This is a genomic window from Achromobacter deleyi (genome assembly GCF_013116765.2).
GTDB lineage: Bacteria > Pseudomonadota > Gammaproteobacteria > Burkholderiales > Burkholderiaceae_B > Achromobacter > Achromobacter deleyi_A.
This window is the reverse complement of record NZ_CP074375.1, coordinates 4071882-4091620: the sequence shown is the minus strand read 5'-3', so window position 1 is coordinate 4091620 and position 19739 is coordinate 4071882. Positions and strand designations below refer to the sequence as shown.

The 19739-nt window shown below is 66.8% G+C and carries 21 protein-coding genes and 1 tRNA gene; 13 read left to right on the top strand and 9 right to left on the bottom strand.

Annotation, left to right across the window (positions count from 1 at the left end):
* Positions 1 to 2 precede the first annotated feature (2 nt).
* The 7 genes from HLG70_RS18380 to HLG70_RS18350 all read left to right on the top strand — a co-directional run bounded on the left by HLG70_RS18380 (position 3) and on the right by HLG70_RS18350 (position 6987).
* Positions 3 to 773 (top strand): class I SAM-dependent methyltransferase, encoded by a 771-nt coding sequence (locus HLG70_RS18380; RefSeq protein WP_171667339.1) that lies wholly within the window; start codon positions 3 to 5, stop codon positions 771 to 773.
* 50 nt (positions 774 to 823) lie between these two features.
* On the top strand, positions 824 to 1285 hold the full coding sequence (gene rnhA, locus HLG70_RS18375; RefSeq protein WP_171667340.1) for a ribonuclease HI: 462 nt from the start codon (positions 824 to 826) through the stop codon (positions 1283 to 1285).
* Between the two features lie 179 nt (positions 1286 to 1464).
* Positions 1465 to 2547 carry an efflux RND transporter periplasmic adaptor subunit gene (locus tag HLG70_RS18370; RefSeq protein WP_171667341.1) on the top strand — a complete coding sequence of 361 codons (1083 nt, stop codon included), beginning with the start codon at positions 1465 to 1467 and terminating at the stop codon, positions 2545 to 2547.
* 33 nt (positions 2548 to 2580) lie between these two features.
* Complete coding sequence (locus tag HLG70_RS18365; RefSeq protein ID WP_171667342.1) at positions 2581 to 5679, top strand: efflux RND transporter permease subunit; 3099 nt, start codon at positions 2581 to 2583, stop codon at positions 5677 to 5679.
* Between the two features lie 2 nt (positions 5680 to 5681).
* A complete protein-coding gene (gene dnaQ, locus HLG70_RS18360; RefSeq protein WP_171667343.1) occupies positions 5682 to 6404 on the top strand; it encodes a DNA polymerase III subunit epsilon in 723 nt (240 codons plus the stop codon).
* 61 nt (positions 6405 to 6465) lie between these two features.
* Positions 6466 to 6540, top strand: a tRNA-Val gene (locus tag HLG70_RS18355).
* Between the two features lie 279 nt (positions 6541 to 6819).
* On the top strand, positions 6820 to 6987 hold the full coding sequence (locus HLG70_RS18350) for a hypothetical protein (RefSeq protein WP_171667344.1): 168 nt from the start codon (positions 6820 to 6822) through the stop codon (positions 6985 to 6987).
* A 27-nt stretch (positions 6988 to 7014) separates the two neighbouring features.
* On the opposite strand, the gene HLG70_RS18345 is transcribed toward HLG70_RS18350, so the two are convergent.
* From HLG70_RS18345 to HLG70_RS18325, 5 genes are all read right to left on the bottom strand, one after another.
* Positions 7015 to 7491: a YaiI/YqxD family protein gene (locus HLG70_RS18345; protein ID WP_171667345.1), complete on the bottom strand. Its 477-nt coding sequence runs from the start codon at positions 7489 to 7491 to the stop codon at positions 7015 to 7017.
* Entirely contained in the window at positions 7491 to 7763 is a 273-nt protein-coding gene (locus HLG70_RS18340; protein ID WP_171667346.1) for a hypothetical protein, read from the bottom strand. Before HLG70_RS18340 ends, HLG70_RS18345 begins: the two co-directional genes overlap by 1 nt.
* Before the next feature lie 42 nt (positions 7764 to 7805).
* On the bottom strand, positions 7806 to 9302 hold the full coding sequence (locus HLG70_RS18335) for a TAXI family TRAP transporter solute-binding subunit (protein WP_171667347.1): 1497 nt from the start codon (positions 9300 to 9302) through the stop codon (positions 7806 to 7808).
* Positions 9303 to 9304: 2 nt separating this feature from the next.
* Positions 9305 to 10513: a sodium/glutamate symporter gene (gene gltS / locus HLG70_RS18330; protein ID WP_171667348.1), complete on the bottom strand. Its 1209-nt coding sequence runs from the start codon at positions 10511 to 10513 to the stop codon at positions 9305 to 9307.
* A 158-nt stretch (positions 10514 to 10671) separates the two neighbouring features.
* Complete coding sequence (locus HLG70_RS18325) at positions 10672 to 11175, bottom strand: GNAT family N-acetyltransferase (protein WP_171667397.1); 504 nt, start codon at positions 11173 to 11175, stop codon at positions 10672 to 10674.
* Positions 11176 to 11319: 144 nt separating this feature from the next.
* On the opposite strand from HLG70_RS18325, the gene HLG70_RS18320 reads away from it, so the two are divergent.
* Positions 11320 to 12366 (top strand): glycosyltransferase family 2 protein, encoded by a 1047-nt coding sequence (locus HLG70_RS18320; protein WP_171667349.1) that lies wholly within the window; start codon positions 11320 to 11322, stop codon positions 12364 to 12366.
* A 2-nt stretch (positions 12367 to 12368) separates the two neighbouring features.
* Positions 12369 to 13958: an ArnT family glycosyltransferase gene (locus HLG70_RS18315; protein ID WP_171667350.1), complete on the top strand. Its 1590-nt coding sequence runs from the start codon at positions 12369 to 12371 to the stop codon at positions 13956 to 13958.
* Here HLG70_RS18315 and HLG70_RS18310 read toward each other — a convergent pair.
* Positions 13912 to 14307 (bottom strand): GtrA family protein, encoded by a 396-nt coding sequence (locus tag HLG70_RS18310; protein WP_171667351.1) that lies wholly within the window; start codon positions 14305 to 14307, stop codon positions 13912 to 13914. The genes HLG70_RS18315 and HLG70_RS18310 overlap by 47 nt on opposite strands.
* A 36-nt stretch (positions 14308 to 14343) precedes the next feature.
* Here HLG70_RS18310 and HLG70_RS18305 point away from each other — a divergent pair, with 36 nt between their 5' ends.
* Positions 14344 to 15159, top strand: a complete 816-nt coding sequence (locus HLG70_RS18305) for a ChbG/HpnK family deacetylase (RefSeq protein ID WP_171667352.1) — start codon at positions 14344 to 14346, stop codon at positions 15157 to 15159.
* A gap of 23 nt (positions 15160 to 15182) precedes the next feature.
* Here HLG70_RS18305 and HLG70_RS18300 read toward each other — a convergent pair whose 3' ends face one another.
* Positions 15183 to 16046 carry a LysR family transcriptional regulator gene (locus HLG70_RS18300; RefSeq protein WP_171667353.1) on the bottom strand — a complete coding sequence of 288 codons (864 nt, stop codon included), beginning with the start codon at positions 16044 to 16046 and terminating at the stop codon, positions 15183 to 15185.
* Between the two features lie 109 nt (positions 16047 to 16155).
* Between HLG70_RS18300 and HLG70_RS18295 the strand changes: the two genes are divergently transcribed.
* Positions 16156 to 16638 carry a multidrug/biocide efflux PACE transporter gene (locus tag HLG70_RS18295; RefSeq protein ID WP_171667354.1) on the top strand — a complete coding sequence of 161 codons (483 nt, stop codon included), beginning with the start codon at positions 16156 to 16158 and terminating at the stop codon, positions 16636 to 16638.
* 57 nt (positions 16639 to 16695) lie between these two features.
* Here HLG70_RS18295 and HLG70_RS18290 read toward each other — a convergent pair whose 3' ends face one another.
* Positions 16696 to 17583 carry an alpha/beta hydrolase gene (locus tag HLG70_RS18290; RefSeq protein WP_171667355.1) on the bottom strand — a complete coding sequence of 296 codons (888 nt, stop codon included), beginning with the start codon at positions 17581 to 17583 and terminating at the stop codon, positions 16696 to 16698.
* An 80-nt stretch (positions 17584 to 17663) separates the two neighbouring features.
* The gene (locus HLG70_RS18285) at positions 17664 to 18551 is read right to left on the bottom strand and encodes a LysR family transcriptional regulator (RefSeq protein ID WP_171667356.1); all 888 of its coding nucleotides are present in this window, start codon (positions 18549 to 18551) and stop codon (positions 17664 to 17666) included.
* A gap of 96 nt (positions 18552 to 18647) precedes the next feature.
* Here HLG70_RS18285 and HLG70_RS18280 point away from each other — a divergent pair, with 96 nt between their 5' ends.
* Together HLG70_RS18280 and HLG70_RS18275 are read left to right on the top strand one after the other, a co-directional pair.
* Positions 18648 to 19052, top strand: coding sequence for a CidA/LrgA family protein (locus tag HLG70_RS18280; RefSeq protein ID WP_171667357.1), 405 nt, complete (start codon positions 18648 to 18650; stop codon positions 19050 to 19052).
* Complete coding sequence (locus tag HLG70_RS18275; protein WP_171667358.1) at positions 19042 to 19734, top strand: LrgB family protein; 693 nt, start codon at positions 19042 to 19044, stop codon at positions 19732 to 19734. Before HLG70_RS18280 ends, HLG70_RS18275 begins: the two co-directional genes overlap by 11 nt.
* The last annotated feature ends 5 nt before the right edge of the window (positions 19735 to 19739 follow it).

Here is a 19739-nt window from a genome sequence, read left to right as displayed (position 1 = left end):
ACGTGGCAGAAGATACTCCGCCGATTGTAGAACTGGCCGAATGGTTCCAGACGCCACCGGGCCAGTACGTCCTGGCCTGGGAACGGGCCCAGTTCGACGCGGCTGTCGCGGATGTCTTTGGATATTACGCCTGGCAGGTCGGCCTGGCCGACATGAATCTGCTCGGGGCCAACCGTATGCCCTTCAAGGGCTATGTGGGCACCGAGACCCCCACGCCGGAAAGCACGGCCGGCTGGCAGTCCCGGGTGGTCATCGCCCAGCCGGAAGCCCTGCCGTTCGAGTCCCAGAGCGTGGACCTGCTGATCCTGCCGCATGCCTTTGAATGCACTCCCGAGCCCCATAACGTGCTGCGCGAGGTCGAGCGCGTGCTGGTGCCGGAGGGGCGGGTCGTGATCTCCGGGTTCAATCCCTGGAGCATGTGGGGGGCCCGCACGCGGATGCCCGGCATGGAGCCCTGGCTGCCCCAGCCGCCGTCGTCCCAGGTATCGCTGGCGCGGCTGAAGGACTGGTTCAAGCTGCTGTCGCTGGAAGTCGACGAAAGCCAGTTCGGCTGCTACGCGCCCGCCTGCCGCAGCGAAAAATGGCTGCAGCGCTGGAGCTTCCTGGAGTCCGCCGGCGCCCGCTGGTGGAGCCTGGGCGGCGCGGTCTACATGGTGTCGGCCGTCAAGCGCGTGGCCGGCATGCGTATCATCGGCCCTGCCTGGAAGACCAAACCCAAGCGCGCGCGCGCCGCGTCCGTGGTGGTCAACCGCCAGGCGGACGACCGCTACTGAGCGGCCGGGCCGGAATCACTTTGCACGAATAAGGAAAACCAGGCAGCACCATGCAGGACAACAAACCGAACGACCAGAAAGTGGAAATGTGGACCGACGGCGCCTGCAAGGGCAATCCGGGTCCGGGCGGCTGGGGCGTGCTGATGCGCGCCGGCGGCCACGAGAAAACGCTGCATGGCGGCGAACTCCAGACCACCAACAACCGGATGGAACTGCTGGCCGTCATCGAAGGCCTGCGCGCATTGAAACGCCCGTGCACCGTCACCATCCACACGGACTCCCAGTACGTCATGAAGGGCATGACCGAGTGGCTGGCCAACTGGAAGCGTCGCGGCTGGATGACCGCCGACAAGAAGCCGGTCAAGAATGTGGAGCTCTGGCAGGCGCTGGACGAGCAGGTGCAGCGCCATCAGGTGTCGTGGCGCTGGGTCCGCGGGCACGCGGGCGACCCGGGCAACGAACGGGCCGACCAGCTCGCCAATATGGGCGTGGAAGTCGGCCGCCGGGCCTGACGGCATCGGGATATACCCTCAAATCCGCCCCAAGGGGCGGATTTAGTTCTTTCATCCGGCTTCTGGATTGTTCCAGTATGTAAATCCGGGTGCTAAAGTGCCAACCCTCATTCCAGTTCCTGCGGCGTCGTCCGAGTGGGGCATGCTCGGCCCGCGCCGCAATACCGCCACATTCGCGCATGAAAAAAGCAGTACTGCTGGCCGCCGTAGCGGCAGGGTTGGCCGCGGGGGCCGCGCTCGGCGTTTTTGTGCCGCGCTGGCTGGCTCCCGGGGCAACGCCCAACCAGACCTCCGACAAACCCCTCGTGACTCCCGCCGCCGCGGCACGGGTCGCGGTGGCCGCCGTCCAGGAAATTCCGTTCGCACGCGGCCTGTCTGCCGTGGGCAGCCTGCGCTCCGACGAATCCGTCGTGCTCCGGCCGGAGGTGGCGGGCCGGATCCAGTCCATCGAATTCAAGGAAGGCCAGCCGGTCAAGCAGGGCCAGACGCTGATCCGCCTGGACGACTCCGTGCCGCGCGCGGAGCTGGCGCAGGCCCGCGCCAATCTCACGCTTGCGCAAAGCCACTACCGCCGCGCCGTGGAGCTGCAGGGCAAGGGCTTCGTCAGCCAGCAGGCCCGCGACGAATCCGCCAGCACGCTGAAGGTCCAGGAAGCCGCCGTGGCGCTGGCGCAGGCGCGGCTGGACAAGATGACCATCACCGCCCCGTTTGGCGGCATCGCCGGGCTGCGCAGCGTGTCGGTGGGGGATTACGTAAACCAGGGGCAGGACCTGGCGCCGCTGGAGGCGATCGATCCCCTCAAGGTGGATTTCCGGGTGCCGGAAATGTACCTGAGCAAGGTGGGCGTGGGCCAGCAGCTGACGCTGCGGCTGGACGCGCTGCCGGGCCAGGAGCGCCGGGGGCTGGTCTATGCCGTGAGTCCGCTGGTCGACGCCGGCGGCCGGTCCATCCTGCTGCGCGCCACCGTCGCCAATCAGGACGCCGTGCTGCGGCCCGGCATGTTCGCCCGGGTGCAGTTGCTGTTCAATCAGGACAAGGCGCTGGTCGCACCCGAGGCCGCGCTATCGCCGTCGGGCGAAACGCAGTACGTTTATCGGGTCACCAACGGCGTCGCGCAACGGCGCGAGGTGACGATAGGCGAGCGCCGCGAGGGCCGCGTCGAGATCCTCACCGGGGTGGCGGCGGGCGACATGCTGGTGGTCGCGGGCCTGCAGCGCGTGACGGACGGCGCGGCCGTGACCATCGTGGGCAACGGCCAGTGACGCCGCCCCTTCTTCATTTTCAGCGGTAGCGCCATGCGTATCTCGGAAACCTGCATCAAGCGGCCGGTGTTTGCGTCGGTCCTGTCGCTGATCATCGTGCTGATCGGCCTGATTTCGTACTCGCGCCTGACGGTGCGCGAGTATCCCAAGATCGACGAGCCCATCGTGTCGGTGGACACTACCTACAAGGGCGCCTCGCCCGAGGTGATCGAATCCCAGGTGACCAAGCCGCTGGAAGACCAGCTGGCGGGCATCGAGGGCGTCGACGTGATGACGTCGCGCAGCCGCTCCGAACGCAGCCTGATCAACATCAAGTTCAACCTGTCGCGCAATCCGGACGCCGCGGCAGCCGAAGTCCGCGACAAGGTGTCGCGTGCCCGGCGCTTCCTGCCCGACGAAATCGACGAACCCATCATCGGCAAGGTCGAGGCGGATTCCCAGCCCATCATCTATATCGCCGTGGAGTCGGGTTCATATTCCGCGATCCAGACTTCCGACTACATCAACCGCTACATCAAGACCCGCTTGTCGGTGCTGCCGGGGGCGGCGGAGGTGCGCGTCTTCGGCGAGCGCCTGCCGTCCATGCGGATCTACGTGGACCGCGACAAGCTGGCCGCCTACGGCCTGACGGTGCAGGACGTGGAGGCGGCGCTGCGCAGCCAGAACGTGGAAATCCCCGCGGGGCGCATCGAGTCGCGCGCCCGCGAATTCTCGGTCGTGTCGTCCACCGACCTGCAAACCCCCGCGCAGTTCGAGGACGTGATCGTCGCCAACGTGAAAGGCTATCCGGTCAGGCTGCGCGATGTCTCCAAGGTCGAGATCGGGGCCGCCAGCGACCGGGTGCTGTCGCGCTTTAACGGCAAGCCCGCCATCAACATCGGGGTGACCCGGCAGTCCACGGCCAACCCGCTGGAGCTGTCCAAGGCGGCGCGCCAGGAAGTCGAGCGGCTCAACGAAACCCTGCCGGCGGGCATGAAGCTGAACATCGCGTACGACTCGTCGGTGTTCATCGAAAGGTCCATCAGTTCCGTGTTCCACACCATCGGCGAAGCCATCGTCCTGGTGGTGCTGGTGATCTTCTTCTTCCTGCGCAACCTGCGCGCCAGCATCATCCCCATCGTCACCATCCCGGTGTCGCTGGTGGGCGCCTGCGCGCTGATGTATTTCTTCGGCTTTTCCATCAACACGCTGACGCTGCTGGCCATGGTGCTGGCCATCGGGCTGGTGGTGGACGACGCCATCGTGGTGCTGGAGAACATCTACCGGCACATCGAAGACGGAATGCCTCCCAAGGAGGCGGCGCTGCGCGGCTCGAAGGAAATCGGCTTTGCCGTGGTCGCGATGACCATGACGCTGGTCACCGTGTACGCGCCGCTGGCTTTCGCCACGGGCCGCACGGGGCGGCTGTTCATCGAATTCGCACTGGCGCTCGCGGGCGCTGTGCTGGTGTCGGGCTTCGTGGCGCTGACGCTCACGCCCATGATGTGTTCCGTGCTGCTGCGGCACCAGAGCAGCCACAGCCGCTGGTACAACCTGATCGAAGGCTGGCTCAACGGCATGAGCAACGGCTACCGGCGCCTGCTGGGGGCGTCCTTGCGGCGCCGCTGGCTGGTGGTGGTCATCGGCCTGGCGGTCGCGGCCAGCAGCGGCGTGCTGTTCAAGGTGGTCAAGAGCGAGCTGGCGCCGATCGAGGACCGGGGCGTGGTCTTCGGCATCGTCAGTTCACCGGAAGGCGCCACCCTGAACTACACGCTGGACAGCATGCTGGGCATCGAGAAATTCTATGCCGACATCTCCGAAGCCAGCGGCAGCCAGGTGACGGTGGGCTTTCCCACGGTCACGGATGGCACCGCCATCCTGCGCCTCAAGCCCTGGGAAGAGCGCGAACGCAAGCAGCAAGCCATCACCCAGCAATTGCAGCCGCAGTTCGCGTCGCTGCCGGGCGTGCGCGCCTTCCCGACCAATCCGCCGTCCCTGGGCCAGTCCGCCCGTTCCAAGCCGGTGGAATTCATCATCATGAGCCAGGCCTCGTACGGAGAGCTGTCGCGCCTGACCGAGATCTTCCTGGCCGAGCTGCGCAAGTATCCCGGCCTCATGAACCTGGACACCGACCTGCGCCTGAACACGCCCGAACTGCGGGTGCGCGTGGACCGCGACAAGATGGCCGACGTGGGCGCCAACGTGGATACCGTGGGCCGCACGCTGGAGTCCATGCTGGGCGGCCGCCAGGTCACCCGCTACAAGGACGAGGGCGAACAGTACGACGTGATCGTGCAGGTGACGCCGCGCGACCGCGCCAATCCCACCGATATCTCCGGCATTTACGTGCGGGCGCGCGACGGCAGCATGGTCCAGCTGGACAATCTGCTGGGCGTGCACGAAGGCGTTTCGCCGCAATCGCTGAACCACTTCAACCGCCTGCGGGCGGTCAAGATCGACGCCGCCGTGGCGCCGGGCTATGCGCTGGGCGAAGTGCTGACGCACATGCACCAGGTGGCGCGCGAGGTCCTGCCCAACACGATCGTGACGGACCTGGACGGCCAGTCCCGCGAATTCCGGGATTCGTCGGGCAGCATCTATCTGGTCTTCGGCATGGCGCTGGCCTTCATCTACCTCGTGCTGGCCGCGCAGTTCGAAAGCTGGCGCAACCCCTTCATCATCATGCTGTCGGTGCCGCTGTCCATGACGGGCGCGCTGCTGGCCCTGTGGCTGACGGGCGGAACGCTGTCCATCTACAGCCAGATCGGGCTGATCACGCTGGTGGGGCTGATCACCAAACACGGCATCCTGATCGTGGAATTCACGAACCAGCTGCGCGACGAAGGCAAGGAACTGTTCGAGGCCGTGACCGAGGCCAGCGTGCTGCGCCTGCGTCCCATCCTGATGACGACCGGCGCCATGGTGCTGGGCACCGTGCCGCTGGCCTTGTCTACCGGCGCGGGGGCGGAATCGCGCCAGCAGATCGGCTGGGTTCTGGTCGGCGGGCTGTTGCTGGGTACACTACTGACCTTGTTCGTCGTGCCGGTGGCCTACACGCTGATTGCCACCGCACGCAAGAAACCCGGCAAGTCCGGCAGCGAAGCGCATCACCCGCAGACGCCGCCGGCCTCGCAGCCCCAAGCGTCGGAATAGCTATGCGCCAGATCATCTTTGACACGGAAACCACCGGACTCGACCCTGCCCAGGGCCATCGCATCGTCGAGATCGGCTGCGTCGAGATGGTCAACCGGATGTCCACGGGCAACAACCTGCACATCTACCTGAACCCGGACCGCGACAGCGACCCCGAGGCTCTGGCGGTGCACGGTTTGACCACGGAGTTCCTGTCCGACAAGCCCCGCTTCGCGGACGTGGCGGACGAATTCGTCAAGTTCATCCAGGGCGCCGAACTGATCGCACATAACGCCGCGTTCGACGTGAAGTTCTTCAATGCCGAACTCGCGAAGACCGGCCGCGGCCCGATCACCGAGTACTGCGAGACCGTCACCGACTCGCTGCTGCACGCCCGTTCGCTGTTCCCCGGCAAGCGCAATTCGCTGGACGCGCTGTGCGACCGCTTCGGCATTTCCAATGCCCACCGGACGCTGCACGGCGCACTGCTGGACTCGCAGCTTCTGGCGGAAGTCTGGCTGGCCATGACGCGCGGCCAGGATGCGCTGCTGATCGACGTGGACGACAACGACGGCGCGGGCAGCGACGGCATCGTGCTGGCGAAGTTCGACGGCTCCAGCCTGCCCGTGCTGCAGGCCAGCGCGGATGAGCTGGCCGAGCACGAAACCTACCTGGCGGCGCTGGACAAGGCGGTGAACGGGGAGTGCGTCTGGCGCAAGATGGACGCGCCGGTGACGGCCGCTTGAATGATCTCCATAGGCGACTTGCGCACGTTTTAAAAAACATGCTATTATTTCGCCTCTTTCGGGGTGGTTAGCTCAGTGGTAGAGCACTGCCTTCACACGGCAGGGGTCACAAGTTCGAAACTTGTACCACCCACCAAAGACCCTTGAAAGGCAATGCTTTAGCCCACGTGCTACGGCGTTTGTCTGAAAGGTTGCGCAGATGTGTTCAATGCCGCATTGAGTGCAAGATCCGCGCCACGCAAACAAGCCAACCCTCACCGGTTGGCTTTTTTGTTTTTCGCGGGCCTATTCATTATCCTTCTCTTGACGCGGCGCAAGCGGCGCGCCTTCGATTGCGCCAAGTCGCGGCAGTGCCTGTCTATCATCATAAAGACGGCAAGCTCTTGGGCTGTGCCGGCGCGACAAGGAGAAGGCCATGCACGAAAGTACCAACACCATGCTGATCATCATCGTCACGGGCGTCGCGCTGATGCTGGTCGGCTTCGGGCTGCGTGATCGAAACGTTGGCATGGGATTGATGGGCCTGGGCCTCATCACGGCCATCGGCTCCATCCTGTACAAGGCCTACATCACCTTCTATTGATGCCGAAGGCGGAGCCAGGGGGCGGATTCAGCCTTTTGGCGCCGCTTGGCGCATCTCGCGCGCAACGCGCGCCAGCAGGGTATCGAGCTGGTTCGCGAAGGCCTTGCGGTCGGCCTGGCTGAACGTGGGCGGGCCGCCCGTGTCCACGCCGCTTGCGCGCAGTTCTTCCATCATGTCCCGCACCGCCAGCCGTTCGCGGATGGTTTCGGGCGAATAGCGTTCGCCGCGGGGATTGAGCGCCATTGCGCCTTTTTCCAGCACCTGCGCGGCCAGCGGGATGTCGCCGGTAATGACCAGGTCGCCTTTGTCCGCGCGTTCGACGATGTGGGCATCGGCCACGTCGAAGCCGCGCGGCACCTGCACGGCGCGGATCAGCGGCGAGGGCGGGGTGTAGAGCGCCTGGTTGGCCACCAGCGTGAGCGGCACCTGCCAGCGTTGCGCCGCGCGGAACAGGATGTCCTTGATGACGGCGGGGCAGGCGTCCGCGTCGACCCAGATGTGCATTACGCTTGTTCGCCCAGCGCTTTCTGCAGCACTTCGGCCAGGATGTCGTTGGTCGAGACGCCGCGCTCGGCCGCCAGGGCGCGCAGTTTGTCGGCGTGTGCCTGCGACAGCTTCAGCGGGAACGGCACCAGGCCGGCGGCCTGGTCCAGCTTGCGCTGTTCGCGGCGGTCGGGCGCTTGCGAGGCGGTGCCGAAGCGGTCCGGCGTGGCGGACTGCTTGAGCTGGCCAGCCAGCTTCAGGGCCTGGGTCTTTTGGAGATCGAATTTATTCATGGGAATTCCTGATAAGGAGCGCCATCATAAGCGCAACCGGCCTCAGCGCGGTTTGGCGTGCTCCAGTCCGGCGATGCCTTCCTCCGCGCCATCATGCAGCGGCACGGTCAGGCCCCGCCTTGCGGTGGCCACCGACACCTGGGAGCCCTGGGCCGATCCGGCCGCCAGCAGGTCCTGGCCGGTCTGGTACACCGCGCGCACGATGACCAGCGCCTCGTCGCGGGTCAGGTCGGTGGTGGCGAGCATCAGCGCCGCCATGCCGACGGTGGGAATCCGCTCCGGCTGGTTGGGATAGGTGCCCGCGGCGATGTCCAGCGCCATCAGCGCGCTGTTCTCCGCCGTCAGCGTCTTGATGGCGGCGGGGTCCAGGGGCAGGAGCTTCAGCTGCGCCGGAATCAGGGCGTCGCGCAGGGGCGTGGCGGGCACCCCGATCACCTGGGCGGCGGCGTCCACGGCGCCTGCGTGCAGCGCCGGCAGCGCCGCCGTGAACGGGGTGTCCGCCACCTTGTAGTCGCGGCCGGCTTGCAGCCCATGCGCCGCCAGCACCGTTTCCAGCGTGGTGCGCACCGCCGATCCTTCGGGACCCAGCGCGATCGTCTTGCCCTTGAGGTCTTGCACCTGGCGCAGCGCGGGATCGTCGCGCACGACGATGTGGACCATTTCCGGGTACAGGCTGCCCAGGGCGCGCAAGCCGGTGAACGGGCCCTGGCCCGCGAACGGACCCTTGCCCTCATAGGCCAGCCGCGCGGTATCGGCCTGGGCCAGTCCAACCACCGCGTCGCCGCTGCGCAGCAGCGCGATGTTGTCTGCGCCGCCGCCGGTAATCAGGGGCGACACCCGGATCTGCCGCGCGCGCGCCACGTCGCTCAGGGCGCGGGCAAAGGCCAGGTATTCGCCGCGGTCAGGCCCCCCGGCCAGCGGATAGCCCTGCTGCAGCCGGGACAGCCGGCCGTTGATGCGCGCCACCGAGCGTTCCAGCTCCTGCTGCACCACATGCTGGGCGGTGCTGGACGCGCTGTAGGAGACGGAATGGGTGATCTGGTCCAGCGTGTCCAGCAACTGGCGCGTCACCGGCGGCGGGGCGCCGGTGTCCAGCGATGGCGCCTCTGCGGCCTTGAAGCCGGCGGGGGTCACCAGCTTCCAGGCGCCGTCTTCCTTCCGGTAAATGGCGCTGGCATGCGCGACGATGCGGTCGCCGGCCTGGTTGCCTCCGGATTTCACGCCGCTGATGCTGCGCGGCCCGGCCCCCAGCAAGGTCACCAGCGAAGCCGCGCCGGGCTGGTCCCAGGCGCCCAGGGCAATGTCGCGGGCAAGCTCCAGTTCCACGTCGTAATAGACCACGCGCCGGGTTTCGCCGGCCGGAGCGGTGCTGTCCCCGGCGGATCCCATGCGGGTGAGTCCAGCAATGCGGAACAAGTCCTGCCCATAGGTGGCGCTCAGGCTGCGCTCGACGTCGGCCCGCAGGACGTCGGCATCGGGCGCGCGGCCGCAGGCGGCCAGCATCAGGCAGAGCACAAGAAGAATCAGCCGTTTGAGCATGCTTACATCCCTCCCACGAACGGCAAGGAGATCAGCGAGGTCAGGACGATCACGTTCATGATGTCGACCAGGAAGGCGCCGGTGACCGGCACCACGATGAAGGCTTCCGGCGCCGGGCCGTGGCGGCGCGTGAGCGCCTGCATGTTGGCGATGGCGGTGGCCGTCGCGCCCAGCGCAAAACCGCAGAAGGCCGCCGACATGATGGCCGCCTCGTAGTCGCCCTTGAGCATCCGGAACACCACCCAGGCGGCGTACAGCGCGCAGAACAGCGTCTGCACCGCCAGCATCAGCGCCAGCGGTCCGGCCAGGCGCGCCACGCTGGACAAGTCCAGCGTCATCATCGTCATGCCCAGAAAGAGCGACAACGCGATCGTGCCGATGATGTCGGTGACGCGGTCGTCCAGCTTTATGCCCACCAGCGGGCCGGCATTGCGGATGAGCACGCCCGTGGCCAGGCACCACAGGAAATTGGGCAGGCTGACCGGGGCGTCCTCGACCAGCGCGGCGAGGGCGCCTCCCACCACCAGGCAGACGAAGGCCGCCGTCATCGACACGATGAATGCGCCGGCGGTGGCGGGCTCCCGGGCTTCGTTCAGGTCCGCCGCGTGGGTGGCCGTCCCGGCGGCATGATCCAGGCTGCCCGACAGCTTGTGCCGGCGCATGATCCATTCGGCCACCGGGCCTCCGACGACGCCGCCCAGCACCAGCCCCAGCGTGGCCGCCGTCATGGCCAGCGGCATCACATCCTGGATATTGTTGATGTCCGCGAAGCGCGTCGCGTAGGCCGCGCCCGTTCCATGGCCGCCCACCAGCGTGATCGTGCCGCCCAGCAGGCCCATCAGCGGATGCATGTCCAGCAGCCAGGCCATGCCCAGCCCGACCGCGTTCTGCAGCACCAGGAACGGAACCAGCGCCAGCAGGAAGGCAATGAGCCGGGGGCCGCCCTTGGCCAGCAGTTTCAGGTTTGCAGTCAGGCCGATGCAGCCGAAGAACAGCAGCAGCAAGGTGGGCTTGATGCTGGTCTCCAGCGAGACGGACACGCCGCCCCAGGTCGACAGCAGGTAGGCAAGCACCGCGAACAGCAGGCCGCCCACGATGGGATCGGGAATGCTGTAGCGGGCCAGTATTCCGACCCGGGTGGTCAGTATGCGGCCGACGACGAGCACGAGGCAGCACGCGAGAAAGGATTGAACGGGCGAAAGGGAGAGCATAAGCACCTTCGCGCCCCGCCGGGACGCCGCTAGTCAGGTTATCCGAACCGTTGCCGCCGCATCGCTCGCGGACTGCGAACCTATCTTACGGCTAGCGGAGCCGTGCTGTACACGGGGGGCTGGCGGATCGCCGCAAGCGCGGCGCCATCCGGCGGGGCCTAGAGGGGAAACGCGCGCGACATGTAACGCGCGTCGGGGCCGTAGCCCGCCAGCTTCTCGGCCAGTTCACCGCTCCGGGCGGCGACGGGCGCGTAGCCATGGCGCAGCCAGTAGCTCACCGCGGAGGCAAGCGACACCAGGCTGGCGCGCTGCAAGCCATCGCCCACGGCGCCCTGGGCCGCCGTACGCACCAGCGCCTGGCCTACGCCCAGGCCTTGGGCCGCCGGCACGACCGCGCAGTCGTGCAGGAACCAATGGTCGGCGCCACGCGGCAGCGCCGCCAGCGGCACATCCAGGGCAGGGGGCAGGCCCGCGTCCCAGGGGTAGGAAACCAGGTAGCCGAGCAAGCCCTGGCGCTCTTCGGGGCGTGCTGCTTGCGCGACCCAGCAGTACGACGGGGCCAGGGCCAGGCGATTCAGGAAAAAACCCGCGCTTTCCAGCAGGACCTGGGGGTAGGCCTGGGCTTGGGCATCGAGGATGGCGTCCACATCGCCGGCCTGCATGGGGCGGACTCGGTATTGCATAACAACCTGTAAATACAAGGATTCCGCCGCATTTTAACGAGGCCCCACGCATTTCATGAAAATTCGACGAGGCCCTGCGCATACTGCCTTCCATCGTGTCCCGCATTCCGTATTCAGAGCCTTATGCACATCCAATTCCGGTCCGATCCTCTTGCGCAGCAAGTGCTGACCAAATCGTTTCCCTTGAGATCGGTATGGCCGGCGCCGGCGGCAAGCGTGCCGTATGACACCTGCGTGACCTGCGTCATTCCCTGCCTGAATGAAAGCGAGAACCTGCGGGTGCTGCTGCCCATGCTGCGCAACCGGCTCGCCGCCCTGTGCACCAGCTGGGAGATCATCGTGGCCGATGACGGCAGCACGGACGGCACCGAGGCGCTGATGGCGGAATGGACCGAGCACGACGGATTCCGCTATGTGCAGCTGTCCCGCAATTTTGGCAAGGAAGCCGCGCTCAGCGCGGGCCTGGAAGCCGCCAGCGGCAATGTGGTGATCTGCCTGGACGCCGATCTGCAGCACCCGCCGGCCCTGATCGAACAGATGCTGGCGCGCTGGGCCGAAGGCGCGGAAATGGTTTACGCCGTGCGCCAGACCCGCGCCGACGAATCCTGGCTCAAGCGCTCGGGCGCTCGCTGGTTCTACAAGTTGCTCAGCAGCGCGCGCGGCGTGGATGTGCCGGCGCACGCGGGCGACTTCCGGCTGATGGACCGGGGCGTGGTGGACGCCCTGATAGCCTTGCCCGAACGCACCCGCTTCATGAAGGGCCTGTACGCCTGGGTCGGCTTCAAGGGCGAGGCCTTGCCTTATACGCCCGACGAGCGCATGCACGGCGACAGCCGCTTTAGCGGACTGCGCCTGTTCCGCCTGGCGCTGGACGGCCTGACCGCCTTCACGACCTGGCCGTTGCGCCTGGTCAGCCTGGTCGGCGTGGCGTTTGCCGTCGTGGCGCTGGCCTATGCGGCCTTTCTCGTGGGCGACTACCTGATGTCCGGCAACCCGGTCTCCGGCTGGACGACGATCGTGACCGCGGTGCTGTTCTTCGCCGGCGTCAATCTGATCTCCCTGGGCGTGGTGGGCGAATACGTGGCCCGCATTTTCGACGAGGTGAAAGGACGGCCCCTGTTCGTCGTGCGCCGGCGCCAGGGCCGCCCCGCCGGAAAGGCGCAGCGCTGATCATGCGACATCCCACCCCCTCGGCGCGCTCCGACTGGACCCCGCCGGCAGGACGGTTTCTGCTTGCGGTCGGCATCTGGCTGGCCTGGCTGGCCTGGATACGGCCGCTGACGCTGCCCGATGAAGGCCGCTATGCCGGCGTGGCCTGGGACATGCTGCGCAGCGGATCCCATGCCGTGCCTTTGCTGGACGGCATGCCGTATTTCCACAAGCCACCGCTCTATTACTGGCTGACGGAACTCTCGTTTTCCGTGTTTGGCGTGCACCCCTGGGCGGCGCGGGTGCCGTCATGGCTGGCCGCGTGGGGCTCTGCCGCCGCGCTGTATGTCTTCGTGCGGCGCCACCGTGATGCCGCCGCCGCCACCCTGACGGTGCTGATCCTGTCGACCATGCCGTTCTTCTACGGCGGCGCGCAGTTCGCGAACCTGGACATGCTGGTCGCCGCGATGATCACGCTATGCGTGCTGGCCGCAACGGAAACCGCGCTGCGCGCCGAGCGCGGCCAGGCCCATCGTTGGATGTCGGTGGCCGCCGCCGCGCTGGCCGCGCTTGCGGTGTTGGCCAAGGGGCTGATCGGCCTGGTGCTGCCGGGCGCCATCCTGCTGGTCTGGCTGGTGTGGGGGCGGCGCTGGCGTGGCTTGTCCGCGCTGCTCTGGCCGCCCGCGCTGCTTGTATTTCTTGCCGTCGCGGCGCCGTGGTTCGTGCTGATGCAGCTGCGGTATCCCGGCTTCTACGACTACTTCTTTGTCTATCAGCACTTCCAGCGCTTTGCCGCCGGCGGCTTCAACAATGCCCAGCCCTTTTGGTTCTACCTGCCGGTGGTGGCCGGCCTGAGCCTGCCCTGGTCGCTGTGGGGCGGCGGCATCCTGCGCCGCGCCTTCTGGGCCGAGGATCCGGCGCGCGATCTGCGGCGGCTGGCAGCCATCTGGTTCGCCGTCGTGGTGCTGTTCTTTTCCCTGCCGCATTCCAAGCTCATCGGCTACGTGCTGCCCGCGCTGGCGCCGCTGGCCTTCCTGCTGGCCGAGGTCATCCTGGCGGCGTGGCGCGCCGAAACCGACACCGTCACGCCGCGGCTGGTGCGCATCAGCGCCGCGGTCGCCGCCGGCATCTGCATCATCGCCGTAGGCGTGGCCGCCACCAATGCGCGCGGCAGCGCCGCGCCGCTGGCAAAGGTCGTCCGGGAACAGGCGCGGCCGGCCGACACCTTTGTTTCCCTGCACACCTATCCCTTCGACCTGGCGCTGTATGCCCAGGCGCCGCGGCCCACCTGGGTGGTGGACGACTGGATCAATCCCGACGTGCCGGTGCGCGACAACTGGCGCAAGGAGCTGTATGACGCCGCGAAGTTCGATCCGGCAACTGGCGGGCAGGTACTGATCAGCGCCGCGCAGTTCAATGCCCGCCTGTGCGCGGCGCCGGACGGCGCGCGCTTCTGGGTGTGGGGCAACCACGGCGATGGCGCTGCCTACACGCCGCTGCAAGGCCTGCGCCCCGAGGCCGGCAGCGTGAAGCATGCGATATGGCGGGTGGAGGTGAACGCGGCCCTCAGGCAGCGGGTTTGTGACGGAACGCCCACAACCGGCTTGCGATGAAGGTGGCGAATGCCAGCGCAATCAGGATCAGGGCCAACAGTGTGTCGTACGGGATGTCGGTGGCATGCAGCAGCCCGGCATAGGCGGATTCGTTGATTGCGAAGCCGGTAGCTGAAATAAGAAAGAAACGACGGATCGCTATGGTCCAGGGTATGGGCGAATGTCGGAACGTAAGCCGGTAGTGACCGCTGAAGGAAACCACGAAGGCGGCCAGCCAGCCCACCAGGTTGGCGGCCAGGGGCGCGGTGCCGAAGGCTTCTACGCAACCAACGGCAACGGCCCAATGGGTGACCGACGCCGCGCATCCGACGGCGACGAAAAGGCTGATTTGCTGAAGCAGAGTGCGCATATTGAATCTGATGAAACGGGATGTCGAGGTGAGTCGATGAGCAAGCGTGTCGTGGTGTGCGGGGATGATTTTGGCATGAATGCCGATATCGATGAGGGCATGATCGCACTGGCCGGCATGGGCCGGGTCAGCGCGGTAAGCTGCCTCACGCTGGGGCCCACCTTCACCGCGAACGCGCGCCGGCTGGCTGCGCTGGACGTGGATGCCGGACTGCATGTGAACTTCACGGAATCGCTGGTTCCTGGCGATGAACCAATGCCGGCGCTGGGCGCGCTGATCCTGAAAGCCTACGCCGGCCTGCTCGATGCGGCCTGGATCGACGCGCAGCTTGTGCGTCAGTTCGACGCCTTCGAGGCGGCATTCGGCCGTGCGCCCGACTACGTGGACGGGCATCAGCACGTGCATCAGCTGCCCGGCATCCGCAAGCGCATCCTGGCGCTGCTCAAGCAGCGCTACGGGACACGCATGCCGTGGCTGCGCCAGACCGCGCCCGGCACGCAGTGCGGCATTCCGTTGAAGGAATCGTTCAAGGCGCGCATCATCGGCGCACTGGGCGCGGCGGCGCTGGCGCGCGAGGCGCGCAAGAACGGCCTGCGCACCAATCGCCGCCTGCTGGGGGTCTATGGATTCAACGGCGGCAAGCGACGCTATGCCGGCCTGCTGCAGAACTGGCTGTTCAATGCGCGCGACTGCGACCTGCTCATGTGCCACCCCGCGCTGGACAGCCAGGACAGCAGCGCCATGGCGCTCCAGCGGCGGGCTGAATTCGACGTGCTGGCCAGCCCCAAGCTGGGCGATTGGCTCAGCGCCAACGGTGTGCGCATCTCGCGCCTGCCCGCCGTGGCGCGCTGAACAGCGGCTCGCACAGCCCGCGCCTATCCCTGCGTCAGGCTCTGGAGCAGCCAGGCGCCCGCCGGACCCAGGGCGCGGCGCGTGGACCATACCGCGTCCACGCGGATGTGCCGGGGCCACCCCGGCACCTTCAGCTCCACCAACTGATCGCGGCCGAAGCGCTGGATCATCCAGCGCGGCAATTCGGTCCAGCCGAATCCCAGGCTGGCCATTTCCAGCAGCATCAGATAGCCGGGCGCCGACCAGGTCGAATTGGCCGGTGGGGCCTCCTTGTCGTCCAGTTCGAAGGTGCTCAGGCGCAGTTCCCGTTGCGCGGTCAGGTGATCGGCCGTCACCGAGGGCAAGCTGGCCAGAGGATGGGTGCGACCCACGCACAGGACGATTTCGGACACCTCGGCCAGGCAGGCGTGCGCCACGTCCGGCGGGTAGCTTTCCTGCGCCGCCATCAGTCCCACGTGGGCGCGGCCCTGCTGCACCAGCGCGACCACGTCTTCGTACTCCGCGATCAGGCATTCGAAGCGCAGCGCCGGATAGCGCTGGTCGATCTGGCTGAGCATGGCCTCGAAGGTCTGGGACTGGAACGTGTCGGACAGCACCACGGTGAGCCTCGGCTCCAGTCCCTCGGATAGCTGGCTGGCGCTGCGGTTCAGGCGATCGTTGGCGGCCAGCACCTGCAAGGCTTGTCCGAGCAGGACCTGGCCGGCCTCGGTCAGCGAGGGCTGGCGCTGGCTGCGGTCGAACAGGGTGACGTTCAGGTCCACTTCCAGGTTCGCGATGGTTTCGCTGATGGTGGACTGGCTTTTGCCCAGCTTGCGCGCGGCGGCCGAAAACGAGCCCTCGGAGGCGACTTGGGCGAAGGCGGCCAGGGATTCCAGGGAGTGGCGCATGGTGGCGACCTTAAGGGTTATCGGATTTTCCGATGGATATCATCTTTATCGTAACGGAAATATCGTCGAGAATGGCTTCCACTCAGTAGCAACCGACCTCAGGTGGGTCATGACGCAAGCTAAAAAAACGCTCAAAGAACGATTCCTTCACGCCTTTCTGTTCGAAATCCTCGCCATCGGCCTGTGCGCCCCGGCCGCGGCCTGGGCCATGGGCAAATCCCTGTTCGAAATGGGAGTGCTGACCGCCGTGATCGCGTGGATCGCGCTGGTCTGGAACATGATCTACAACGCCGGCTTCGATCGGGTCGAAAACCGCATGGGCTGGACCCGCAGCTTCCGGGTGCGCGTCGTGCATGCGTTCGGCTTCGAGCTGGGCCTGATCCTGATCGTGATCCCGCTGGCGGCCTGGTGGCTCAGCATCAGCCTGTGGGAAGCCTTTGTATTGGACATCGCGCTGGTGCTGTTCTACCTGCCCTACGCCTTCTTCTACAACCTGGCCTATGACCGTGCCCGTCCCCGCGTCATGAAGTGGCTGGCCCGCGGCCGCGTGGACGCCACGCCCGCGGCCACGACGCAATCGCCTTGCGCGTGAGCTGGTCCGGATAGCCCGTCAACGAATCCGCGTCCCTGATGGCGCGGTGGCGCAAGCTCAGCCTTTCTTGCGCTGGTAGGCCCGGCTGGCATCCTGCATGAAGGTCTTCACGGCGGCTTCGTACTGCGTCCCGCTGCGGAAGGCCCCCGAATGCGAGGCGCCTTCGATCTTGACCAGCCGCTTCAGGTCCGGCGCCACGTTGCGCGCAGCGGCGAAGAGCTCGTCGCTCATGGTGTGCGGCACCACGCGGTCGGCGGTGCCATGCATGAACAGCATGGGCGTGTGCATTTGCGCCAGCTTGTCCACCGAGGCGAAGGGCTGCGTGACCAGCAGGCTGGCTCCCGGCACCTTGCCCCACCGCAGGGTGGACAGCATCGCGCCGATGCTGGTGAAGCTGGACTCCACGATCAGTCCTGCAAAGTCAGGCTGCTCGGGGCGGGCGGCCAGATCGATGGCGATCGCGCCGCCCAGGCTGTGTCCGTACACGAAACGGCGCGCCGCGTCGGGCTGGCGCCGCGCCAGTTCCTTCAGCCCGGCCATGGCGTCTTCCAGCGCGCTTTCCTCGGACGGCAACCGCGGGGTGGACGCGCCGAAGCCGCGATAGTCGATCGCCAGCACGGAATAGCCCATGCGGGTCCAGCCGTCGATGCGGAATGCGCTGCCGTTAAGGTTCCAGCGCGCGCCATGCAGATACAGCACGGTGGGCGCATTCGCCTGCGGGCTTTGCCAGTACCAGGCGTGCACCTTGTCGCCATTGGCCAGCACCAGGTCGAACACCTCGGTGCCGGCGGCGGGCTCGCGCCACCAGGTCTGCGGTTCCGATTGGGGAGAAAAGATGGTCTGGCGCTGCCAGGAATCCAGCTGGGTGCAGCCCACCACGCCAGTGGCGGCAAGCAGGGCGGCGACGAACAGTCGGCGAGGAGAGAATCGGGGCAGGGCGGGCATGATTTGTCTGACCCGGGGCGGGCCGGCGGGTTCCGGCATCAGCATACCCCGGGGCGGGCGGGTTGGCCCAGCGCCCGCCGTCAGGCCGCGCCGGGATGGACCTCGCGGGTCAGCGCCAGCCACGCTTGCGCGGCATGGGACAGATAGCCGCCGCGGCGCCACACTAGGACCATTTCCCAATCCGTCCCCGCATCTCGCAGCGGCACGCGCGCCACGCCCGCGTGCAGTGCTTCGTTGGCCTTGATGCGCGGCAGGAAGGCCACGCCCAGCCCGGCCGCCACCAGCGCCACGATGAAATCGATCTGGCCGCTGCGCGCGGCGATGGTCGGCGCAAAGCCGGCCCGCTCGCAGGCGTCGTGAATGATGCGGTTCAGGGCGAAGCCCGTCTCGAACAGGATGAACGGGGAGTCGCGCAAATCGCGCAGCCCCACTGACCCGGCGCGCGCCTGCGGATGGTCGGCAGGCATCAGCGCGACCAGGGGCTCGCGGGCAACGGGCTGCCATTCGAAATTGTCGGGCACTGGTCTCAGAGACGCCGCCAGTTCGATTTCGCCGGCCATCACCATCTCTTCCAGGCGGCGGCTGCCGTGTTCGACCAGGCTGATCTCGATCCGCGGATAGCGGCTGCGAAAGCGCGCGAACATGGGCGCGAACAGGGAACTGCTGCCCAGCGGCGGCAGGCCCAGCCGCAGCACGCCTCGCTTCAAGCCTTTCAGCTCGTCCAGTTCCGCATGGAGATCGTCGCGTTCGGCCAACATGGTCAGGGCACGGCGATAGACGATTTCGCCTGCCGCCGTCAGCCGCATGGGCTGTGCGTGGCGGTCCAGCAACGGCATGCCGAGTTCGTCCTCCAGCTGGCGCACGGCTTTGCTCACCGTCGGCTGGGTGGCGTAGATGGCTTTGGCTGCCTGGGAGAAACCGCCCTGGCGGACGACTTCGACCAAGGCTCGCAGGGGGCGCAGTTCCATGGTTATGCCAATATGGAATATGTTGGATTCATCGAATTCATTTTATCTATAGGTTCGCCGGGCGTAAAACATCAGCTTGCCGCTGGAATTTGCCTCATGCCCCGCCCTCGCCACTCCGTTCTTTTGCGCAGCACGCTGCGCCGCAGCCGCTTGCTGCAGATCGCATTGATCGTCCTGTTTTCCCTGTTGGGCCAGGCGCTGGCCCTAGCCCTGGGGCTGCCCGTGCCTGGCGGCGTCATCGGCATGGCGCTGGTGCTGGCCCTGCTGGCGACGCGACGGCTGCGCGTGCGCAATGTGCAGCGGGGCGCCAGCTGGCTGCTGGGCGAAATGCTGCTGTTCTTCGTGCCCGCCGTCATGTCGCTGCTGGACCACCGCGAATTCCTCGGGATGCTGGGCCTGAAGCTGCTGGTCGTCATCCTGCTCGGAACGGCGCTCGTCATGGCCGGCACGGCGCTGACCATCGATCTTTGCTACCGCTGGATGAACCGCCATGCCGTCTGAATTCAATCTGCTGTTCTGGCCCGCAGCCACGGTGCTGGCCTATGTCTGCGCGCGTTTGTTCTACCGCCGCTACGCCTATTGGTGGACATCGACGCTGGTGGTCGCTCCGGCGCTCTTGCTGGTTTTGGCGATCGTGCTGCACACCGGCTATCGCGACTATATGTCTGGATCCCACTGGCTGATGGCCATGCTGGGTCCGGTCATCGTGGCATTCGCGCTGCCGCTGTACGAGCAGCGGGCGCTGATCCGCCGCTACTGGCCGGTGCTGGTTGCGGGCGTCGCCGTGGGCAGCGGCATCGCGGGCGCCAGCGCGTGGCTGCTGGGCAGCCTGCTGGACCTGCCGCCGGATCTCAGGCTCAGCCTGCTGCCGCGCTCGGTGGCCACGCCTTTTGCCGTGGCGGTGTCATCCCATGTGGGCGGCGTGCCGGACCTGACCGCCGTATTCGTGATCGTCACCGGTGTGTTCGGCGCGGCCATCGGCCAGCTCATGCGCCGCTGGCTGCCCTTGCGTTCGGCGCTGGCGCGAGGCGCCCTGTTCGGCATGGGCGCACATGGGGCGGGCACGGCCAAGGCCCGCGAACTGGCGGCCGAAGAAGGCGCCGTGGCGGGCCTGGTCATGGTGATGGCCGGCCTGTTCAACGTGCTGGTCACCCCGGCGGTGGTCGTCGGTCTTCTGGCCTGACCTTG

Excerpts from the sequence above, each read along its gene's own strand:
- rnhA (WP_171667340.1), top strand. The coding sequence starts at position 824 with ATGCAGGACAACAAACCGAACGACCAGAAAGTGGAAATGTGGACCGAC.
- HLG70_RS18370 (WP_171667341.1), top strand. The coding sequence starts at position 1,465 with ATGAAAAAAGCAGTACTGCTGGCCGCCGTAGCGGCAGGGTTGGCCGCG.
- HLG70_RS18365 (WP_171667342.1), top strand. The coding sequence starts at position 2,581 with ATGCGTATCTCGGAAACCTGCATCAAGCGGCCGGTGTTTGCGTCGGTC.
- dnaQ (WP_171667343.1), top strand. The coding sequence starts at position 5,682 with ATGCGCCAGATCATCTTTGACACGGAAACCACCGGACTCGACCCTGCC.
- HLG70_RS18350 (WP_171667344.1), top strand. The coding sequence starts at position 6,820 with ATGCACGAAAGTACCAACACCATGCTGATCATCATCGTCACGGGCGTC.
- HLG70_RS18345 (WP_171667345.1), bottom strand. The coding sequence starts at position 7,491 with ATGCACATCTGGGTCGACGCGGACGCCTGCCCCGCCGTCATCAAGGAC.
- HLG70_RS18340 (WP_171667346.1), bottom strand. The coding sequence starts at position 7,763 with ATGAATAAATTCGATCTCCAAAAGACCCAGGCCCTGAAGCTGGCTGGC.
- HLG70_RS18335 (WP_171667347.1), bottom strand. The coding sequence starts at position 9,302 with ATGCTCAAACGGCTGATTCTTCTTGTGCTCTGCCTGATGCTGGCCGCC.
- gltS (WP_171667348.1), bottom strand. The coding sequence starts at position 10,513 with ATGCTCTCCCTTTCGCCCGTTCAATCCTTTCTCGCGTGCTGCCTCGTG.
- HLG70_RS18325 (WP_171667397.1), bottom strand. The coding sequence starts at position 11,175 with ATGCAGGCCGGCGATGTGGACGCCATCCTCGATGCCCAAGCCCAGGCC.
- HLG70_RS18320 (WP_171667349.1), top strand. The coding sequence starts at position 11,320 with ATGCACATCCAATTCCGGTCCGATCCTCTTGCGCAGCAAGTGCTGACC.
- HLG70_RS18315 (WP_171667350.1), top strand. The coding sequence starts at position 12,369 with ATGCGACATCCCACCCCCTCGGCGCGCTCCGACTGGACCCCGCCGGCA.
- HLG70_RS18310 (WP_171667351.1), bottom strand. The coding sequence starts at position 14,307 with ATGCGCACTCTGCTTCAGCAAATCAGCCTTTTCGTCGCCGTCGGATGC.
- HLG70_RS18305 (WP_171667352.1), top strand. The coding sequence starts at position 14,344 with ATGAGCAAGCGTGTCGTGGTGTGCGGGGATGATTTTGGCATGAATGCC.
- HLG70_RS18300 (WP_171667353.1), bottom strand. The coding sequence starts at position 16,046 with ATGCGCCACTCCCTGGAATCCCTGGCCGCCTTCGCCCAAGTCGCCTCC.
- HLG70_RS18295 (WP_171667354.1), top strand. The coding sequence starts at position 16,156 with ATGACGCAAGCTAAAAAAACGCTCAAAGAACGATTCCTTCACGCCTTT.
- HLG70_RS18290 (WP_171667355.1), bottom strand. The coding sequence starts at position 17,583 with ATGCCCGCCCTGCCCCGATTCTCTCCTCGCCGACTGTTCGTCGCCGCC.
- HLG70_RS18285 (WP_171667356.1), bottom strand. The coding sequence starts at position 18,551 with ATGGAACTGCGCCCCCTGCGAGCCTTGGTCGAAGTCGTCCGCCAGGGC.
- HLG70_RS18280 (WP_171667357.1), top strand. The coding sequence starts at position 18,648 with ATGCCCCGCCCTCGCCACTCCGTTCTTTTGCGCAGCACGCTGCGCCGC.
- HLG70_RS18275 (WP_171667358.1), top strand. The coding sequence starts at position 19,042 with ATGCCGTCTGAATTCAATCTGCTGTTCTGGCCCGCAGCCACGGTGCTG.